The sequence below is a fragment of the Nitrosopumilus sp. K4 genome, assembly GCF_018128925.1.
In the GTDB taxonomy this organism is placed as follows: Archaea; Thermoproteota; Nitrososphaeria; order Nitrososphaerales; family Nitrosopumilaceae; genus HKST03.
On sequence record NZ_CP067007.1, the window covers coordinates 502,566 to 521,421 of the forward strand.

Here is an 18,856-nt window from a genome sequence, read left to right on the forward strand (position 1 = left end):
TCATATTCTCTAGTGTATCAATGAATTCTAAGGCTATTATCACAAGTGCGTTGCCTTATGCAAATGGTGAAATTCATCTAGGGCATGTTGCATCTACTTATCTTCCAGCTGATGTGACTACAAGATTTTTGAAACTAAACGGCGTTGAGGCATACTATGTTTGTGCTTCTGATGACTTTGGAACTCCCATCCTCATTCAATCTGAAAAAGAAGGAAAAACTCCTTCAGAATATGTAGCATATTGGAACAAAAGAGACTATGAGGATTTTAAGGCATTTGGCATTGATTTTGATTTTTTTTACAAGACAAGCTCTGATGAAAACATAAAATTTGTTCAAGATGTTTTCAAAAAATTAAACGATGCCGGACATATCTATGAACAGGAAATAATTCAATTTTATTGTAATAATGATAAGAAATTTCTACCTGATAGATATGTGAAAGGGATCTGCCCTTATTGTAATGCTGAAGATCAATACTCTGATCTTTGTGAAAGCTGTGGACGAGTTCCCGAAGAAATCACCGACCCAAAATGTTCTATTTGTGGTCAGACTCCAACCAAAGAAAAAACAATGCATTATTTTTTCAAACTCAAAAATTTTGCTGACTCTTTATACAAATGGTTAGATGAAAGTGAACATCTTCAAAAAGATGTCAAAAAATATGTTCAAAATTGGATCAAGTCTGGTTTGATTGATTGGGATATCACTCGTGATATCACTTGGGGTGTTCCCATCCCTCTTGATAATGCAAAAAACAAAGTTTTCTATGGTTGGTTTGATAATCACTTGGCATACATTTCTACTGCATTAAAATTTCTAAATGATAAAGGAATTGATGGAAAAGCATTTTGGAACTCCGCAGATATTTATCATTTCATTGGGAAGGATATTGTTTATCATCATTACTTGTTTTTGCCTGCAATGCGATTGGGAATTAACAGCGAGTATAAACTTCCTGACTATATCCCCACAAGAGGTCATCTAACACTACAATCTAAGAAAATATCTAAGAGTAGAAATTGGTACATTGGTCTGAAACAGTTTTTAAATTATTATCCAGCTGACTATCTGCGATACTATCTAGTTGCAATAAATCCTTACTCTCAAGATGATTTGAATTTTGATTGGGATGATTTTACAACTAGAATTAATTCTGAGTTAATTGGCAATCTTGGAAATTTTGTAAACCGTGCATTAGGTTTTACCAAAAAAGCATTCAACGGAGTTATCCCAAAAACTACAACTTTTGATGAAAAAGACAAAGAGGCTGAAGAAAAAATATCTGGTCTATCTTCTGAAATTGGAGATCTGATGAACTCAAACCATCTTGACCGAGCATTAAAGAAAGTTATGGAGTTTTCATCCTTCTTTAACCAATACTTCCAACATAAGGAACCTTGGAAAAATGGACCTGGAACTGAAAACTGTGTCTATTTAGCCGTAAATGCTGCACGAAGCATAGCCATTGCAGTATATCCTTTCATTCCTGAATCTTCACAAAAAATTTGGACTCAATTAGGTTTTAGCGATAACGTTAATGATCACAAATGGGATGAAATGTCTGAATTGGCAATTCCAGCAGGTCATATGTTAGGCGAGGCATCTCCTTTGTTTAGTAAAGTAGAAGCAACTGATATTGAGAGATACAAGAAACAATTGGGTCCTCAGTAATGTCTAAAATCATACCGAGAATTTCAACTCGAGGATACTATGATCTTACAAATGGTGACACTCTAAAAAACAATTCATACTTTTTGTATCCGAAAAAAGATTTTGCAAAATTAATTGGTTCTAAAGAACTGACAATCATGATTCATGGACTGAGAAATGATAATGCAGGTGCAGTGGCAAAAGTTTTGATTGCAAAAAATAGGCTGAAAAAACTAGGATACTCTTATCCTGTAATTGGTTATAGTTATGACTCAAACACTACAGGTGCACATCTTGTAAAATATGCAAAACGTGCACTTTATGCAGGACAAAAAATTGCAAAGAAAAATGGACGAAATCTTTCATTATTTATTCAAGACTTCAAACAAAAAAGCCCTAAAACAAAAATTAGATTAATAGGTCATTCATTAGGTTCTCAGGTAATTCTTAGTACCATTGAACATCTGTCAAAAAAACCACAAAACAAAGGAATTGTGGAGGCCGTGTATCTTTTTGGTGCGTCTATTACTGAGGACATACCATCCTCAAAAAAATATGGTCCATTGCTGAATAAGGTCGTATCAAAAAAAATTGTTAATTATTTTAGCCCCTCTGATGAGGTTTTGTACTGGGCTAATAGACAAAAATTTGTCAAAGGCCCTCTTGGTCTAAATGGTGCTGTTGGTAGAACCATTCCAAAATACAAACAAAAATCGGTAAAACCTAAAAATCATAGATTTGCAAGTTATGCTCAGGTCTTGGATCATTTTCCTTAGTATGATTTGTCCGTCATTCTTATATTGTGATTAAATTCATACTTTCTTATAAAATGAATTCATCTCGTATGCCTTATCGAAAATTGATATTGTATCATTTACGTATAATTGGTGAGGATAGTGATGATGTTGATGAGTTATCCGAATATCCTTGCTGATTTTTTTCTGATTTTGTTGTTCTGATTGTCTGGCGTAACTTCATAAGACCATTTCAATGCTGAATCTTGTTGGTTAAATCGATTAACTTTGTGGTTTTGGGCAAGCAAGACATTGCCTCAGAATTTGGCAAGAAAGGTACTGTTACAGATCTGTCTCTTTATGATAGAAAAGAGTCTGAAATAATTAAAACATGGGTTACTCCAAGTGGATTTCCAGATAAGATTCAACCATTATTTCAGGCAATTAATCTTGCAGAATTTGTCATATTTCATGTAGATGCGCTCGATAAATATACTGGGGAGCAAATCATTGCACTTGACTCGTTAAAAAAAGAACATGGTATCTTGTCTCATACTTTTGATGTTGATGAATCAAGACTGGATGCTATGATAAAGGGAACTGTTGTAGAAAAATATCTCAAAGTAGACCAAGATAAAATTAAAGAAGAGATGGATAAAATTGAATCTAATTCAGTTGATGGGCCATCTGAAATGGTCATTGATCACTGCTTTGACGTGAAGGGCGTTGGGACTGTAATTTTGGGTAAAGTTACTTCTGGTAAAATAAAACAATATGACAATTTGAAATTATATCCTGCTGGAGTGGATGTTTTGATAAAATCAATTCAAATGCATGACGACCCTGTAGAAGAATCTGTATGCCCTGCAAGAGTTGGGTTGGCTGTAAAGGGTGTAAAACCTGATGATGTTGGAAGGGGTGATGTTATTTCTGAAGAGAATGCAGTAAACATTGCCACCGAACTACAATTAGATTTTACAAAAAATCCATTTTACAAAGGTGATATTGGTGAAAATCAAGGATGCCTTGTAAGTATTGGACTTCAAATAAAGGCCGCAAAATTCTCCTCAATATCTCCTCTGAAATTAACTTTTGAAAAACCTGTAATTTTCAAACCTGGTGATATGGCAGTAATTTTGAAACCCGAATCTGCTACAGTTAGAATTCTTGGAAGTGGACCTATCCAATAGACTGATTTAATAAAATCTTGATTGTACTTTGTATATGCGTGCATTAATGATGGGTAGGTTTCAGCCTTTTCATCTAGGTCATCTAGATTTAGTGGAAAAAATTCTGGATGAATGTGATGAGGTTATAATAGCAGTCACCAGTTCTCAATTCAATTATTTAGAAAAAGATCCATTTACGGCAGGTGAAAGAATCGAAATGATTCACAACTCCATAAATGATTCTCAAATTGATTTATCCCGATGTTTTATTGTGGGTATTGAAAATCAGTTTAATGTTGCAACTTGGTCTGCATATCTTAGGTCTGCATTACCTCATTTTGATAAAGTGTACAGCGGAAACGATTATGTAAAAATGCTTTTAGCTGATTCTGGAATTGACGTTGTTACTCCAAAATTTCTTGATAGGGCAACATACAATGCAACAAAAATTCGTAAGATGATGATTTCTGGAGAGAATTGGGAATCATTTGTTCCCAAGGCTGTAGTTGATTACATCAAAAACATTAATGGCGAAAATAGACTAAAAGTAATATCTCAATCTGATACAAAACCTACTGAACACTGATGGAACCTGTACGTGCATGTCCTATTTGCCCAAATTGTGGTTCAAAGAGATTTGTCCGGCTTCCTAGGGAAAAAGTACTTGTCAAATGTCGTTCTTGTGACAAAATTATTGAAATATAGATTTCATAGTTAATATTTGCAATATTTTTATCAAATTCATGGCAAAAACATGGAAAGATAACGATATCAGTCTAGACCCAATAAAGGATCAAACAGTAGCTGTTATTGGATATGGAATCCAAGGTGATGCCCAAGCAAATAACATGAAAGACTCTGGTCTAAATGTTGTAATCGGACTAAAAGAAGGCGGTAATAGCTGGAAAAAAGCCGAAGCTGATGGTCACAAAGTAATGTCAGTTGCAGATGCAACAAAACAAGCAGACATTATTCACATCCTTATTCCGGACATGATTCAGGGTCAGGTATACAAAGATGAAATCGGACCAAATCTTTCTGAAGGAAAAGCATTGTCATTTTCTCATGCAGCTGCAATCTATTGGAAATGGATTGAAGCCCCAAACAATGTTGATCTTATTATGGTTGCACCTAAAGGACCTGGTTCTAAAGTAAGAGAAACTTATCTTGATAATTTTGGAACTCCTTCAATTGTTGCAGTCGAACAAGATTATACTGGCAAAGCTTGGGATAGAACCTTAGGAATTGCAAAAGCAATTGGAAGTGCTCGCGCTGGACTGATTCAAACTACTTTCAAAGAAGAAGTCGAAACTGATTGGTTTGGAGAACAAGCCGACTTATGTGGTGGAGCATCTTCTATGATTACCAATGCATTTGAAACACTTGTTGAAGCAGGTTACCAACCAGAAATTGCATACTTTGAGGTACTACATGAACTAAAACTCATTGTAGATATGATTCAAAGATATGGAATCAACGGAATGTGGAGACGTGTCAGTGAAACTGCTAGATATGGCGGTTTGACTCGTGGACCTATGGTAATGGATGGTTCAAATAAAGAGAATATGAAAAAAGTTCTTACCATGATTCAAGATGGTACATTCAACAACGAATGGATTTCAGAATACCAGAAAAATGGTAAAGATGCATTTGACAAATACATGAAAGAATATGATGCACACCAAATTGAAAAAGTTGGTAAAGAAATGCGCAAAATGATGTGGCCTGATTCCACAGAATAATCTTTTCTTTTATTTTTAATTGAACACTTAACTAAGAAAACAATCAATGAAAAATATGACTGAAATTACCAAATCCAAAATTGAAAATTCTGAACTTTCTACTAAGGAATTGATTGCTCATTTTAGAGAAAAATGCAAGATTTGTGGCCATCATAGAATAATGCATGATGAAAATGGAAAATGTGAGGGTGTGATGAATAAACCTTGTAATTCTGGTTGTGATTTGTTTAGTTCTGAATGACTAAATTTTTCTTAATTTTGATACGCCTAATGTGATGTGATCAATTATGGTAGGTAATGGCGTTCCTGGACCAAACACATGATCTACTCCTGATTTAATTAGATCTTTATGATCAATTTCTGGAATGACTCCTCCTCCTACAACTAGGACATCTTTGATTCCTTTCTTTTTTAGCGCCTTTACAACTCTTGGAAACAATGTTCCATGTGCGCCGTTTAATAGACTCATTGCAATGGCGTCTACATCTTCATCTTCTGCAATCTGTGCCACTCTTTCGGGAGTTGCAAACAATCCTGAATAAATTACTTCCATTCCTGCGTCTCTAAATGCCCTACAGAGGACTAATGCTCCTCTATCGTGACCGTCTAATCCTAATTTTGCTACTAAAATTTTGATATTCCTTGATGCTGCCTTTTGCTTCATGACTATCTTACGTTATTTTAGATATTTTAAAGCATTTATTTGATTTTCTAATCTGTAAAGCAAATCAAAAAAATGATTTAGAATAGAAAATCTACATAAAGCCTTACTTTCAAACTTCAAATGTGGATACGATTCCTTTAAACTATCAACTTACTTTTGAACCTGATCTTAAGAAATTTACTTTTGATGGTAATGAGGCTATTACAGTAGAATGCAAAAAACTCACGAATACAATCTCTATGAATTGTGCTGAAATCAAAATCAAATCCCTTCATATCCAACAGGGAAAAACATGCGTTAATGCAACTGCAAAAACAAGTGAGAAAAAAGAACAATTAGAAATTAAACTTGAAAAGAAAATCAAAGGAAAGGCTACAATTCACATTGAATTTGAAGGAATTCTAAATGATCGTCTATTGGGATTCTATCGTAGCCAATACACCCAAAATGGAAAAACAAAATATCTTGCAACTACCCAATTTGAAGCAGCCGATGCAAGACGTGCTTTTCCTTGCTGGGATGAACCTGAAGCAAAAGCAACTTTTGAAATATCTATAATTGCAGATAATCGATTCTCAGCTATTTCAAACATGCCTGTTGAATCCAAAAAGAAAATGGGTTCCAAAACACTTTACAAATTTGGCAAAACTCCTATTGTTTCAACTTATCTGATTTATCTTGGTGTTGGAGAATTTGAATATCTTTCAGGTAAAGTTGGAAAAATTCAGATTAGAGTAGTAACTACAAAAGGAAACAAATCAAAGGGGAAGTTTTCACTAGCATTAGGAAAACAACTTTTAACTTCATATGAAAAATATTTTGGAATAAAATACCCATTACCAAAACTTGACTTGATTGCAGTTCCTGACTTTGCAGCAGGTGCAATGGAAAATTGGGGTGCTATTACATTTAGAGAGACCATCTTACTTTATGATCCAAAAACATCTTCAACTAGAACAAAACAGTTCATTGCAGAAGTCATATCACATGAAATTGCACATCAATGGTTTGGAAATCTTGTAACTATGAAGTGGTGGAATGACTTGTGGCTAAATGAAAGCTTTGCAACTTTTATGGCAACAAAATTTGTAGATAAATTTTATCCTGAATGGGATTTATGGAATCAATTTGTTGAAGATGCAATGAATGTTGCAATGGGTCTTGACTCTCTTAAAACAACACATCCAATTGATGTGAAAGTAAATTCTCCTGCTGAAATCAGGGAAATTTTTGATGCAATTTCATATGATAAAGGAGGATGTGTTTTGCGAATGCTTGAGCATTACGTGGGTGAGCCTAATTTTAGGAAGGGCCTCAGGCAATATCTTACAAAATTCAAATACAAAAATGCAAAGGGACAAGATTTATGGAATGAAATTGGAACTGCCTCTAAAATGCCAGTCAGCTCCATGGTGAATTCATGGCTGAAACAACCAGGTTTTCCACTTGTAGAAATAGATCAGAATGGAAATTCTCTGTCGCTAAAACAGAAAAGATACTTGTTAGAACCAGATAAAAAACATGCAAAAGGACTGTGGATGATTCCGCTTTCAATTGGATTGTATGATGAAATCTCTAAAAAGATGTTTTCAAAAAAATCCATGTCTGTAAAACTTCCTAAACATACAATTGGATTCGTTGCAAATTTTGGTAGGAAAGGATTCTACCGTGTAAAATACTCTGAAGGAATATTGCTTGATTTGAAAATGCTAGTTGATCAAAAAAGAATTCCTGAAATTGATAGGTGGGCCATTCAAAATGACTTGTTCTCTCTTTGTGTTTCTGGGGATGAAAATGTCCGAAATTATCTTGATTTTTCAGATGCGTACTATGAAGAAGATAGTTATCTTGCATCTGTTAATGTTGCACATAACTTGGCATCTCTATACTTTCGTGCGTATGATGAGAAATTTTCTGAGGAAATTCGTGGATATGCAATTAATTACTTTAGAAAAATTTTATTTGAACTTGGTTGGGAACCTCAAAAAACAGACAAACATACTGATGCATTACTTCGTTCATTTGTGATTTCTACCTTGGGTAAAATGGATGATGAAGAAGTTTTAGAAGAAGCTCAGAAACGTTACAAAAAATTCCTCAAATCTCCAAAATCCCTTCACCCTGATTTGGTTGAGGCTATTTGTTCAATTGCTGCATGGACTGGTAACTCAAAAACTCATAATGATCTCATAAAATTATACAAGACTTCAAAAACCATGGAAGAAAAATTACGATTTTTGGGTGCGATGTGTAGCTTTAAAGATAAAAAATTACTTGAAAAATCACTGAATTTCTCTCAGACTTCTCAGGTACGCTCACAAAACATGCAATTGCCTATAATGAAAGTTGCATCTAACCCTTATGGAAAACAAATTCTTTGGCCTTGGCTTAAGAAGAATTGGAAAAAATTAAACAAAAAAGTTGGCCATGGAAACCCTCTCTTTAATAGAATAGTTGCAAGTATATCTTCAGTTGCAGACGATTCTATGGAAAAAGAAATAAAACAATTTTTCAAAAAGAACCCTACTCCTGGAACTGAGAGAACTCAAGCTCAAACCCTTGAAAGAATCAGAATTAACTCTAAATTTTTGCGAAGGATGAGAAAAGAATTCAAAAATGCCTAAAAAAATAATTTCAACCATTTCTCTTGGATTGATTACTGTTTTTGCAATATTGTTTTTGATTTCTGGTGGAGATGATGATAAAGAAATTCTAAAAGAGACTTTTCAGATAGAAGCTGTTTACTATGATTCAGGTCATATTGAAATTTCATATTTAGACAAATCATCAGAAACAAACTCTGTGGTATTGGAAATTTTAGGAATGGAAAATAGTTTTCAAAAAACATTTGATAACTCTGAATTTATTGAGATAATTCCGTTCCCAAATATTCCAAAATATGGTTGGGCAATCCATCCAGTGATTTTTAATATTGACCATAAGGAATTTGGAAATATTCAACTAAAGACTGAAATTCATGAATTAGGTCAACCACTACCTCCAGTGATTTATGGCATTCCGTAGATCTTGCACAAGATTTTATTGCAGGTTGTAACTGATTTCTTGTGTTGGATTTAATTGTTGATCTAAAAAAAGGAAAACGTGGAGCAATTGCAAAAGCAATCACACTTGTTGAAAACGATCAGCCTGAAGCTAAAAAATTACTAAAGAAAATTTTCAAAGATACTGGAAAATCTATGATCATAGGAATTACTGGACCTGCTGGTGCTGGAAAAAGCTCTTTGATTAACAAAACTGCGGTTGCACTGAGAAAATTAAAAACAAAACCTGCGGTGCTGGCTGTAGATCCTACCAGTCATGTGACTGGTGGTGCAATTTTAGGTGATAGAGTTAGAATGAGTGAGTCTACTGACTCTGGAACCTATATTCGAAGCATTGCATCTAGAGGTGCAACAGGTGCTGTATCTCGTTCATTGAGAAACAGTGTTAGAATTTTAGAATATGCTGGATTTAATCCAATAATTATAGAAAGTGTTGGTGCAGGTCAGACTGAGGTTGAAATCTCAAATATTGCTGATATCACCGTAGTTGTTTTTAACCCTCATACTGGTGATAGTATACAAACTATCAAAGCTGGATTGACTGAAATTGGAGATATCTATCTGGTAAACAAAAGTGACCTAGATGGCACAAATCAACTATTTGATGCAGTACGGGATTTTATTGGTGCATCCGAACGAAACCCTGTAATTTTGAAAACATCTGTGAAGAAAAATAGTGGAATATCAGAATTTGCTAAAACTTTGAAAAAAATGATGGCAGACAAGAAAAAACTCAAAAAAGAAAAAGATCTGGAGAGACTTGAAACTGAACTAAAAGATATCGTTTTAAATAACATAAAAGAAAAGATGGATGAAATGCTCGATTCTGATAAGACATTTTCAAAATATCTAAAAAAACTACAAACAAAAGATATTGACCCTTTTGAAGCAGCTGATAAGATTACTAAATCTTTGGTAAAGTGAGAAAAATGACGGCAAAAAAACCAAAATCAAAACAACCTGAAAAGAAAATCTTCACTGATTCCAATTTTCCTGTAAAGCGAATTTATCAAAAGTCATCAAAAAAGAGACCTGTTGAAGACTCTGGTAAATATCCTTTCACTCGAGGAATTCATCCTGGAATGTACAGAGATCGATTTTGGACCATGCGTCAATATTCTGGATTTGGAGACGCAAAATTAACAAATGAACGTTTCAAGTTTATGCTTGAAAAAGGGCAAACAGGTCTTAGCATGGCATTTGATCTTCCAACTCAGATAGGATATGATGCTGATTCTCCACAAGCAGAAGGCGAAGTTGGAAAAGTTGGCGTGTCTATCACGTCATTAAAAGATATGATGATTGCATTTGATGGAATTCCTTTGGGCAAAGTTAGTTCTTCTATGACCATTAACTCGACGGCCTCTACACTTTTGGCATATTACATCGCAGTTGGTGAATCACAAGGCTTCAAAAGTGAACAACTTCGAGGAACTACTCAAAATGATATTCTTAAAGAATACATTGCAAGAAATACGTACATCTATCCTCCTCAACCTTCGATGAGATTGATTGGTGACATGATTGGATATTGTGCACAAAAAGTCCCATCATGGTATCCTGTTTCTATCTCTGGTTATCATATGAGAGAAGCTGGTTGTACTGCAACTCAGGAGGTTGCATTTACCCTTGCAAATGCTATTGCATATATTCAAACATGTCTGGATAGGGGACTTAAAATTGATGACTTTGCACCGCGCCTTTCATTTTTCTTCTGTTGTACAATAGAGTTCTTTGAAGAAGTTGCAAAGTTTAGAGTTGCAAGAAAAGTATATGCAAAAATTCTCAAAGAAATGTTCCATGCAAAAGATCCAAAATCAATGCAATTAAAATTCCACACGCAAACAAGTGGTGAATCTCTTACCGCACAACAACCTGATAACAACATTGTACGTGTTGCAATTCAAACAATGGCTGCAGTGCTGGGTGGAACTCAATCCTTACACACCAATTCTAGAGATGAGGCCCTTGCATTACCTACTCAGGAATCTGCAAAAATTGCTCTTAGGACTCAGCAAATTGTTGCTCATGAAAGCGGTGTGACTAAAACCGCTGATCCTATGGCTGGTTCTTATTATCTTGAAGAATTATGTGACCAAATTGAAGACGGTGTCTGGAAATATCTCAAAAAAATTCAAAAGATGGGGGGTGCTGTAAAAGCAATTGAGAAAGGATTCTTCCAGTCTGAAATTAGGCAAAACGCGTATCGCTTAAAGAAGGAAACTGATGATGGTGACAGAATCATTGTAGGTGTAAACAAGTATTCTGAAAAAGAAAAACAGCCAGAACTGCTCAGAATTGATGATAGGATTGAAATCCAACAAAAGAAAGCCCTCAAAAAATTACGCTCAGAACGCGATTCTAAAAAAGTTGAAAAAGCATTGTCTGCAATGAAAAGTGCTGCTGATACTGATGAGAATTTGATGCCATACATTATCACTGCTGCCAAAGCATATGCAACAACTGGTGAAATTAGCAATACCTTCAGAGAGGTATTTGGCGAATACCGTCCAAAAGAGGTCTTTTAGATGAAAATTGATCATATTGCAATTGCAGTAAATGATGTTGAGGAGTCTGCCAAAGTGTACAAAGATGCATTAGGTGTTGACAATGTCGAATTTGAAACTGTTGAAACTGAAGGTGTTAAAGTTGCAATTATTCATCTTGAAAATGGCCGCATAGAATTGATGCAACCAACAAATGAAAACAGCCCAATCAAGAAATTCTTGGAGAAAAAAGGTCCTGGATTACATCACATGGCATTAGAAACTGATAACATTGAAGGTGAAGTATCAAGAATGGAAGGATGTGGTATTCAATTTCTAGGTCAAATTAGGCCTGGTTCTGCTGGAACAAAGGTTACTTTCATTCATCCAAAATCATTACATGGTGTACTAGCTGAGCTTTGCTCACATCCAAAATAATCTTTAAACTCATTCCATCATTTTCAAAGTATCTGAAGCTGTAATGATTCCAATTATTTTTGATTTTTTAGACACTAGAATACATTTTGAATATCGAATCAATGGAACAAGAACATTTGCCGGTGTGCTAAAATCTACTATTGGTGGTACTGGTTCCATTGTATCTGCTAGTTTTGCATTTTTCAATTCTGCTTCTCCTACATCTGCTAGATGTTTTACAATCCCGTCTTCAGAAACAACTCCTACCAAGTCTTGTCCACTAAAAACTGGAATTTGACTAATTGATAATTCATGCATTTTTTTAATTGCATCATGAAGTGTATTGTTTGGTTTTAGTTTGACAATATCCTTACTGCAGAAATCCCCTGCTGTATGAGATGATGATTTTCCTTCAAGATTTGCAAGACTGTCAAAAATTCTTTTTGCTGTCTCGTAACTTGGCTGACTTCTTCCTGATTCAATTTGATTGATCATAGATGTACTAACCCCTGTCATTGTAGCTAGTTTTTTTTGAGTGATGCCTATTTTTTGCCTCATCTGTTTTATGGCGTCAATTCTAGGAAGCAATTTGAAATGAGATGGTTTTTCCTTGTTTTAAAATATGCTGTGTGACTACTTTTTCTTTTTTGATGCTTTCTTTGAACTGCTTTTCTTGGCTGTTTTCTTTTTTCCGGCCTTTTTTGGCTGCTCTATTGCTGCCTGAGCTGCTGCAACTATGGCGATTGGGATTCTATGTGGTGATGCACTCACATAACTTAAACCCGCCCCATGGCAGAATTTTATTGAGTTAGGATCTCCTCCATGTTCTCCACAAATTCCTATCTCCATGTTTGATTTGATACTGCGACCGTTGGCAATTCCTATCTTCATCAAACTACCTACACCGTTGACATCAATTGACTGGAATGGGTTTCTTTCCAGAATCTCTTTTTCCATGTATTCTGGAAGGAATTTGCCTTCTACATCCTCACGACTAAAACTAAATGTTCCTTGAGTTAGGTCATTAGTTCCAAAACTAAAGAATTCTGCAGTAGTTGCAAGTTCATTTGCAGTTAATGCCGCTCTTACAACTTCAATCATCGTTCCAAAGTTTATTTTTAATTTCATCTTGTATTTTGCCTCCATTTCTTTTTTGATTCCATCATAAATGCTCTTGATATGGTTTAATTCTGCAATACTGCTAATCTGTGGAATCATGATTTGTGGATGTGTATCTGCTTTCTTTTTGGCAAGTTCTGCTGCAGCTTCAAACACTGCACGAATTTGCATCTCGTAGATTTCAGGATATGTAATTCCTACTCTGACCCCCCTGTGTCCCATCATTGGGTTTATTTCAGCTAATTCTCTTGCTCTTTTGAGTACTATCTTTGCTTTTTCTAATTCTTCTTTTTCATTTCTTGATTCTAATTTGTGAATTCTCTCTGCAAGTTCTTCTGGGTTTGGAAGGAATTCGTGCAGTGGTGGGTCTAATAATCTGATAGTTACGGGATAGCCTTTCATTGCTTGCAAAATTTCAATGAAATCACTTTTTTGTAATTCTCCTAATTTGTTCAAGACTTTTTTTCTATCCTCGACAGTTTCTGCCATGATCATATCTACAAAAAGACCTATTCTGTCACTTCCATTGAACATTCTTTCTGTTCTACATAATCCAATTCCCTCACCACCAAATTCTCGTGCAAGTTTTGCCCCTTCTGGGGTGTCTGCATTTGCTCTAATGCCTATCTTCTTTGCCTTTTTAGCCCATTCTAGAATAGTCTTAAAATCTTGTGTTATTTCAGGTTCAATGGTTGGAATTTCTCCTATGTATACTGCTCCTGTACTGCCATCAATTGTGATGGCGTCTCCTTCGTATACTGATTTGCCATCTACACTGCATTGCTTGTTATCATAATCTATTTTCAAGTCAGAACATCCAACAATACATGGTTTGCCCATTCCTCTTGCAACTACTGCTGCATGGGACGTCTTTCCGCCCCTGCTGGTTAAGATTCCAACTGATTCAAAAAATGCTGGTACGTCTTCTGGCTTTGTCTCTTCTCTGATTAGGATTACCTTGGCACCATTTTCTCCCATCATCGTTGCTCTCTTGACATCAAAAACTGCAACTCCGCTTGCTGCACCTGGTGATGCTGCTATGCCTTTTGCAAGTTGCACATGGTTTTTGATTGCGTTTGAATCAATTCTCTTATGCAATAATTGTTCTAATTGTTCTGCTTGGAGCCTTGTTAATGCTTTATTCTTGTTAATCAGTCTCTCTTTAACCATATCCACTGATGTCTTTACCATTCCAGATGCATTCATCTTTGCGTTTCTTGTTTGCAATAAATAGAATCTTCCTTGTTCAATTGTAAATTCAATATCTTGTGGTTCTTTGTAGTGTTTTTCCAATCTTTGGCATGTTTTTACTAGTTGCTTGTATGATTCGGGTAATTCTTTTTTCATTTCGTCTACTTGCTTTCCTGTTCTAACCCCTGCTACAACATCTTCGCCTTGTGCATTGACCAAATATTCACCGTAAATGTGATGTGACCCATCTCCTGGATTTCTTGTAAACACAACACCTGTGGCGCTATCGTTCCCCATATTTCCAAATGCCATGGATACTACATTGACTGCAGTTCCATCTGCAATGTCTTTTGTAATGTTGTTTTTGTCTCTGTACACAAGTGCTCTTTCTCCCATCCAGCTTCCAAAAACTGCTTTTATTGCAAGCTCTAATTGCTCAGTAGGCTCTGCTGGGAATTTTCTACCTGTGTGATTTTCACAAATTTCCTTGTATTGTTTTACAACTTCTTTTAGTGATTGTTCGTTTAAGTCACTGTCTGCCTCTACATTTTGTTTTTTCTTTGCTGCTTCTAATACATCATCAAATTTCTTGTCTTCAACTCCAAAGACCACTTTGCCAAATAATTGAACAAATCTACGATATGAGTCCCATGCAAATCTTGGATTGTTGCTTTTCTCAGATAATCCTAATACTGTTTGATCGTTTAATCCTAAATTCAAAATAGTATCCATCATACCTGGCATGGAAATTGCAGCACCAGATCTTACCGATACTAGAAGGGGGTTTGACTTGGAATTCCATTTTTTGCCCGTTCTTTTCTCAATTTTTGATATGTTCTTTTTTACTTCTGCCATGAGTGTTTTTGGCAATTTTTTGTTATTTTCATAATATTTTTTGCAGACCTCCGTAGTTATTGTAAATCCTGGTGGGACTGGCAGCTTTAACCTGGTCATTTCACATAGGCCTGCCCCTTTCCCTCCTAGGAGTTTCTTGTTTTTGCCGTCTCCTTCATCATAAAAATAAACTTGCTTCATTTTTTACGATTATCAATTCTGAAAAAGGGGGTATTAAACCATTGACTTGGCAAATTCTGAGATTATTTTATTCCAGTCTTTTGCTTTGATAATCCCACTTGCAACAAGGATTCCTTTGGAACCTAATTCTTTTGCTTTTGAAACATCTTCTCCTGATACGATTCCTGCACCGCAGAGCAATTTTGTATTGTTTTTGGCACTTTTGACAGCATTTACAGCTTTTGTGATTAGTTCTGGCTTTTCTTTTGAAACTGCTTTTCCTGATCCGATTAATTCAGGTGGCTCTATTGCGATATAGTCTGGGTTTAATTTAACATATTTTTTGACTTCTGCTACATCTTTTACACATAACACTGAGATCATCTTCAATTCTTTTAATTTTAAAATCAATTTCTCAATTTCTTTGCTAGATATTCTATGTTCACTGTGATTGATAAGAGATCCTTTCACTTTTGATCTCTTTAATAATTCTGGAACAATAAAACCTGTAGTGCTTCCGATTTTAGAGTCATCAATATGTTGAGCAAAAATTGGGGTTGAACTATTTGACACTGCTCCTATTAGATGCTGAGGTGGGGCTATTGCAATTTTTACTTTGTATTTTTTTGAAACTTTTTCAGCAGTTTTCACAAATTTGATAATTTTTTCACCTGCAATTTCTTCATAATTTTTACAGTTAATGATGAACATTCCTTTTTTGAGACTATTGTATTCTATTTAACCCTTGATTCAATTTACGTATTTTACTTTTTCATATCTCTGTTTCATTACAAGCACTATCATCATTAGAATTATTGCTGTAACATTTGTGCCTATAATAAACACGTCAGAAACAATAACTCCATAAACAAGCCAAAGTGTTGCTCCTCCAGAAATAAGGATCATTAGGTATTTTGAGACATCTTTGAGACTTTTTGTTCTGTACCCTTTGATGATTTGCTCTATCCATCCAGATAGAATTAACACTCCGGCAGCAACTCCTATTATTGTTAATAATGTCCCATCTACTTCCATATCTTTTCACATTAATTCCAGAAAAATTCATCCAATCCTGTTTGTTTTGGTTTCCCTAGCATTGTATCAAAATCTAAATCCATTGATGATGTAATTTGCTCAAGTGTAGATTCCATAAACTCCATGTATTTCTTTGAATCAATCTCTTCTTTCTTTGCCATTTCAACTGGTTTTACTCCTGGCTTGTTGAGAATTTTGACATATGATATCTTGTCTCCTTTTTTGACTTCTCTTATTGTCTCAAGCAGTTTTGCTGCTCTGATGTGTTGTGGTATGGTTTTGACGTATTCTGAGGGGGCCTTACTAATCATTACATTAAATGTCAGATCTTCTAACGGTATTTCCTTTTCTTCTACTTTTTTCGCACAAGTTGCTATCTTGTCTGAAATTTGTTTTTTCGCACGTTCAAAGTCTTCAATAGTTTGAACCTTTGATAACACGTCTAGTAATTCATAAAATAATTTTTTGATAAATGGCGGAGTGTGTGATTTTTTTCCAGTTAATCCCTTTACATCCACCTTTCCCTCTTTTGTCACTCCTAGATAGTTTTTCTTTCTGTTACTAAGCACACAATATCTGTAGACTTTATCAATTTCTAAATCAACACCGTGATCTTTTTTAGCTTGTTCAATCACTGTCTTGATTTGTTCTTCTGTTGGATTTTTTATGAAAAGAGAATCTGTGTCTCCGTATAGTACTTCGATTCCAGTACCTTCACATTTTTTGATTGTCTCTAAAATTGTGTGTCTTCCTATTGCAGTTGTTGCTTCAGCTGCTGGAAGAAAATACAGAGGAAATATTTCTGCACCCATAACCCCATAACTTGCATTCAGAATTACCTTAAGTGCTTGACTGACTACTGTGTATTGCTGCCTCTGCTGTTCTGTTAATGTCTCTTTTTTTGAAAGACTCTTGTAATAATTTACTCTCAAATCTCTTAGTGAGCCTATGATTAATGCTGTCATGCCATTTACCTTTGAACACGTCCAGTGATTTGTCTGTGGGATTGTATTTTTTTTACATTCATCATGAGAACATCTTACGGTCTCATATGAGAGATTTCTTACTTTGATTATGCTTGGATACAGACTTGCAAAGTCCATTACAACTACGTTAAAATGAATTCCCTCTTTTGGTTCAACCACTAGACCTCCTCTGTATTTTTTATCTTTGATCACTGCATCTGACATGACTCCTTCTGATCTTCTTTGCAACTCCTCTCTTTTCGGAATGAGTGCATTTCTTTGTCTATGTTCATAATACATCAAACTGCGAATCCATTGCGATACCCCCATTCTCGCAATATCGTCTATTGGCATTCTTCCGATTCTTGCAATGATTACAAGCAAATTCATCAGCAAATCGTTATTGAAACTTGTTAACTCGTATGTTAGAAGCGAGTCATTGTAACAATAATTTGCAGTTTGATAAAGTGTCATCACGTCAAAGTCGATTCCGTAATCGATTTTTTCTTTACCTAAAAGTGCTTTAGAGACACTGTTTAATGAAAAATCAGTATACTTTTGACTGAATGCATAAATCTGAAATGAACGATTTGAAAGAGTTCTGTATAAATCCAGATGCACTCCATGCTTTAATGTTGCAGAATCTCTCATCATGTACAGTGGATTGTCTTCATTTTTGATTCCAAGTTTTTCTGCCCTGTTGTACAGGTATGGCAAATCAAATTCATCTCCATTGTATGTAATTAAGAACGGGAAATCCTGAATGATTTTAAACGCATCTAAAATCATTTCCTTTTCTTTATCTTGATCGTAAAATACCACTTTGACGTTTGAGTCTAACTCATTTTTCCCTTCTTCTGTACCTTCTGTTCGTAAAACAAAAATCTGATCAAAATCGGTCCCTTTGAACCCTACTGCTGTAACTTTTTTTTCAGCAAGCTTTGGGTCTGGGATTCTTCCGATTTCAGCTTCAACTTCTATATCTATGCTTAATCTTTTGATGTTTGGAATTGGCTGGTTGAGTAAATCTGCCCATTCTGAAATAAACTCTTTGAATTCATTTGCATCTACCATGCTTTTACTGTCTACTTTGTCCCAGAGCAGACTTTTCAAAGCAATTTTTACCTCATCAGAAATTTCCAAGTCATGTGGTTTGATTTTTCCCCCAATCACTTCATAGTATTTTCCTACGATTAGTGATCTATCGTATAGATAATTTTCATAATACTTGATATCTGATTCCCATGTTTCTATGATGTTTCTGATACTTTTGTCTCCTGTGGTTCCGCCAATTGCTAACGGATCTGCCACAACAATTTTTGACATGTCAATTTGTTCATCTTTCATCAAATCATGTCTTTTGACCGTTTCAATACTTAGTATGTCATCTCTTTCCTGAAGAAAATCTAATTCCTCTGGTGCAAGTCTAGAATAACAATAAGGCTTGTGGTTTGTTTCATCTTTCCATAAAATTATTTTTTGTGATTTTGGTTCATAAAATTTCAAAACTGCAGATTTTGTGATGTTGTCATATGTTGCTGATACCAACATTGATGCCGGCATTCTATCTGGATTTTCTGATTGTGCTACTTTGACTTGCATTATA

Annotated in this window: 17 protein-coding genes; 11 read left to right on the forward strand and 6 right to left on the reverse strand. The window is 35.1% G+C overall.

The genetic code is table 11. The features are described from left to right. Window positions 1-20 precede the first annotated feature (20 nt). The 6 genes from metG (at window position 21) to NsoK4_RS02975 (ending at window position 5,538) form a co-directional block, all read left to right on the forward strand. A complete protein-coding gene (gene metG, locus NsoK4_RS02950; RefSeq protein ID WP_211687960.1) occupies window positions 21-1,673 on the forward strand; it encodes a methionine--tRNA ligase in 1,653 nt (550 codons plus the stop codon). Next, window positions 1,673-2,428, forward strand: a complete 756-nt coding sequence (locus NsoK4_RS02955) for a DUF726 domain-containing protein (RefSeq protein ID WP_211687962.1) — start codon at window positions 1,673-1,675, stop codon at window positions 2,426-2,428. The genes metG and NsoK4_RS02955 overlap by 1 nt, the downstream gene beginning before the upstream one ends. Before the next feature lie 227 nt (window positions 2,429-2,655). Continuing rightward, window positions 2,656-3,576 carry an EF-Tu/IF-2/RF-3 family GTPase gene (locus NsoK4_RS02960; protein WP_211687965.1) on the forward strand — a complete coding sequence of 307 codons (921 nt, stop codon included), beginning with the start codon at window positions 2,656-2,658 and terminating at the stop codon, window positions 3,574-3,576. Between the two features lie 34 nt (window positions 3,577-3,610). Next, window positions 3,611-4,141, forward strand: a complete 531-nt coding sequence (locus NsoK4_RS02965; protein ID WP_211687967.1) for a nicotinamide-nucleotide adenylyltransferase — start codon at window positions 3,611-3,613, stop codon at window positions 4,139-4,141. Between the two features lie 157 nt (window positions 4,142-4,298). Beyond that, the gene (gene ilvC, locus NsoK4_RS02970) at window positions 4,299-5,297 is read left to right on the forward strand and encodes a ketol-acid reductoisomerase (protein ID WP_211687969.1); all 999 of its coding nucleotides are present in this window, start codon (window positions 4,299-4,301) and stop codon (window positions 5,295-5,297) included. 55 nt (window positions 5,298-5,352) lie between these two features. Continuing rightward, window positions 5,353-5,538 carry a hypothetical protein gene (locus NsoK4_RS02975; RefSeq protein WP_211687971.1) on the forward strand — a complete coding sequence of 62 codons (186 nt, stop codon included), beginning with the start codon at window positions 5,353-5,355 and terminating at the stop codon, window positions 5,536-5,538. Here NsoK4_RS02975 and NsoK4_RS02980 read toward each other — a convergent pair whose 3' ends face one another. Continuing rightward, a complete protein-coding gene (locus tag NsoK4_RS02980) occupies window positions 5,539-5,961 on the reverse strand; it encodes a cobalamin B12-binding domain-containing protein (protein ID WP_211687973.1) in 423 nt (140 codons plus the stop codon). It lies immediately after the preceding gene. Window positions 5,962-6,083: 122 nt separating this feature from the next. Here NsoK4_RS02980 and NsoK4_RS02985 point away from each other — a divergent pair, with 122 nt between their 5' ends. Genes NsoK4_RS02985 through mce form a run of 5 tightly spaced genes read left to right on the forward strand, consistent with a single transcriptional unit; the run spans window position 6,084 to window position 11,947 of the window. Beyond that, window positions 6,084-8,585: a M1 family metallopeptidase gene (locus tag NsoK4_RS02985; RefSeq protein ID WP_211687975.1), complete on the forward strand. Its 2,502-nt coding sequence runs from the start codon at window positions 6,084-6,086 to the stop codon at window positions 8,583-8,585. Further along, window positions 8,578-8,985: a hypothetical protein gene (locus tag NsoK4_RS02990; RefSeq protein ID WP_211687977.1), complete on the forward strand. Its 408-nt coding sequence runs from the start codon at window positions 8,578-8,580 to the stop codon at window positions 8,983-8,985. The genes NsoK4_RS02985 and NsoK4_RS02990 overlap by 8 nt, the downstream gene beginning before the upstream one ends. A 41-nt stretch (window positions 8,986-9,026) precedes the next feature. Then, window positions 9,027-9,947 carry a methylmalonyl Co-A mutase-associated GTPase MeaB gene (meaB, locus tag NsoK4_RS02995; RefSeq protein WP_211687979.1) on the forward strand — a complete coding sequence of 307 codons (921 nt, stop codon included), beginning with the start codon at window positions 9,027-9,029 and terminating at the stop codon, window positions 9,945-9,947. Between the two features lie 5 nt (window positions 9,948-9,952). Then, window positions 9,953-11,551: a methylmalonyl-CoA mutase gene (locus NsoK4_RS03000; protein WP_211687981.1), complete on the forward strand. Its 1,599-nt coding sequence runs from the start codon at window positions 9,953-9,955 to the stop codon at window positions 11,549-11,551. Then, the gene (gene mce / locus NsoK4_RS03005; protein ID WP_211687982.1) at window positions 11,552-11,947 is read left to right on the forward strand and encodes a methylmalonyl-CoA epimerase; all 396 of its coding nucleotides are present in this window, start codon (window positions 11,552-11,554) and stop codon (window positions 11,945-11,947) included. A gap of 9 nt (window positions 11,948-11,956) precedes the next feature. Here mce and NsoK4_RS03010 read toward each other — a convergent pair whose 3' ends face one another. The 5 genes from NsoK4_RS03010 to NsoK4_RS03030 form a co-directional block, all read right to left on the reverse strand. Further along, window positions 11,957-12,484, reverse strand: coding sequence for a CBS domain-containing protein (locus tag NsoK4_RS03010; RefSeq protein WP_371816023.1), 528 nt, complete (start codon window positions 12,482-12,484; stop codon window positions 11,957-11,959). Window positions 12,485-12,559: 75 nt separating this feature from the next. After that, window positions 12,560-15,271, reverse strand: coding sequence for a pyruvate, phosphate dikinase (ppdK, locus tag NsoK4_RS03015; RefSeq protein ID WP_211687984.1), 2,712 nt, complete (start codon window positions 15,269-15,271; stop codon window positions 12,560-12,562). A gap of 33 nt (window positions 15,272-15,304) precedes the next feature. Next, on the reverse strand, window positions 15,305-15,961 hold the full coding sequence (gene tpiA / locus NsoK4_RS03020; RefSeq protein WP_211687986.1) for a triose-phosphate isomerase: 657 nt from the start codon (window positions 15,959-15,961) through the stop codon (window positions 15,305-15,307). A 39-nt stretch (window positions 15,962-16,000) separates the two neighbouring features. After that, the gene (locus NsoK4_RS03025) at window positions 16,001-16,285 is read right to left on the reverse strand and encodes a SemiSWEET family sugar transporter (RefSeq protein ID WP_211687988.1); all 285 of its coding nucleotides are present in this window, start codon (window positions 16,283-16,285) and stop codon (window positions 16,001-16,003) included. 11 nt (window positions 16,286-16,296) lie between these two features. Continuing rightward, window positions 16,297-18,852, reverse strand: a complete 2,556-nt coding sequence (locus tag NsoK4_RS03030) for a DNA-directed DNA polymerase I (RefSeq protein ID WP_211687990.1) — start codon at window positions 18,850-18,852, stop codon at window positions 16,297-16,299. Window positions 18,853-18,856: the final 4 nt, after the last annotated feature.

Excerpts from the sequence above, each read along its gene's own strand:
- ppdK (WP_211687984.1), bottom strand. The coding sequence starts at position 15,271 with ATGAAGCAAGTTTATTTTTATGATGAAGGAGACGGCAAAAACAAGAAA.
- NsoK4_RS02955 (WP_211687962.1), top strand. The coding sequence starts at position 1,673 with ATGTCTAAAATCATACCGAGAATTTCAACTCGAGGATACTATGATCTT.
- NsoK4_RS03010 (WP_371816023.1), bottom strand. The coding sequence starts at position 12,484 with ATGAGGCAAAAAATAGGCATCACTCAAAAAAAACTAGCTACAATGACA.
- NsoK4_RS03000 (WP_211687981.1), top strand. The coding sequence starts at position 9,953 with ATGACGGCAAAAAAACCAAAATCAAAACAACCTGAAAAGAAAATCTTC.
- NsoK4_RS02965 (WP_211687967.1), top strand. The coding sequence starts at position 3,611 with ATGCGTGCATTAATGATGGGTAGGTTTCAGCCTTTTCATCTAGGTCAT.
- NsoK4_RS02975 (WP_211687971.1), top strand. The coding sequence starts at position 5,353 with ATGACTGAAATTACCAAATCCAAAATTGAAAATTCTGAACTTTCTACT.
- NsoK4_RS02990 (WP_211687977.1), top strand. The coding sequence starts at position 8,578 with ATGCCTAAAAAAATAATTTCAACCATTTCTCTTGGATTGATTACTGTT.
- NsoK4_RS03025 (WP_211687988.1), bottom strand. The coding sequence starts at position 16,285 with ATGGAAGTAGATGGGACATTATTAACAATAATAGGAGTTGCTGCCGGA.
- NsoK4_RS03030 (WP_211687990.1), bottom strand. The coding sequence starts at position 18,852 with ATGCAAGTCAAAGTAGCACAATCAGAAAATCCAGATAGAATGCCGGCA.
- metG (WP_211687960.1), top strand. The coding sequence starts at position 21 with ATGAATTCTAAGGCTATTATCACAAGTGCGTTGCCTTATGCAAATGGT.
- mce (WP_211687982.1), top strand. The coding sequence starts at position 11,552 with ATGAAAATTGATCATATTGCAATTGCAGTAAATGATGTTGAGGAGTCT.
- tpiA (WP_211687986.1), bottom strand. The coding sequence starts at position 15,961 with ATGTTCATCATTAACTGTAAAAATTATGAAGAAATTGCAGGTGAAAAA.
- NsoK4_RS02980 (WP_211687973.1), bottom strand. The coding sequence starts at position 5,961 with ATGAAGCAAAAGGCAGCATCAAGGAATATCAAAATTTTAGTAGCAAAA.
- ilvC (WP_211687969.1), top strand. The coding sequence starts at position 4,299 with ATGGCAAAAACATGGAAAGATAACGATATCAGTCTAGACCCAATAAAG.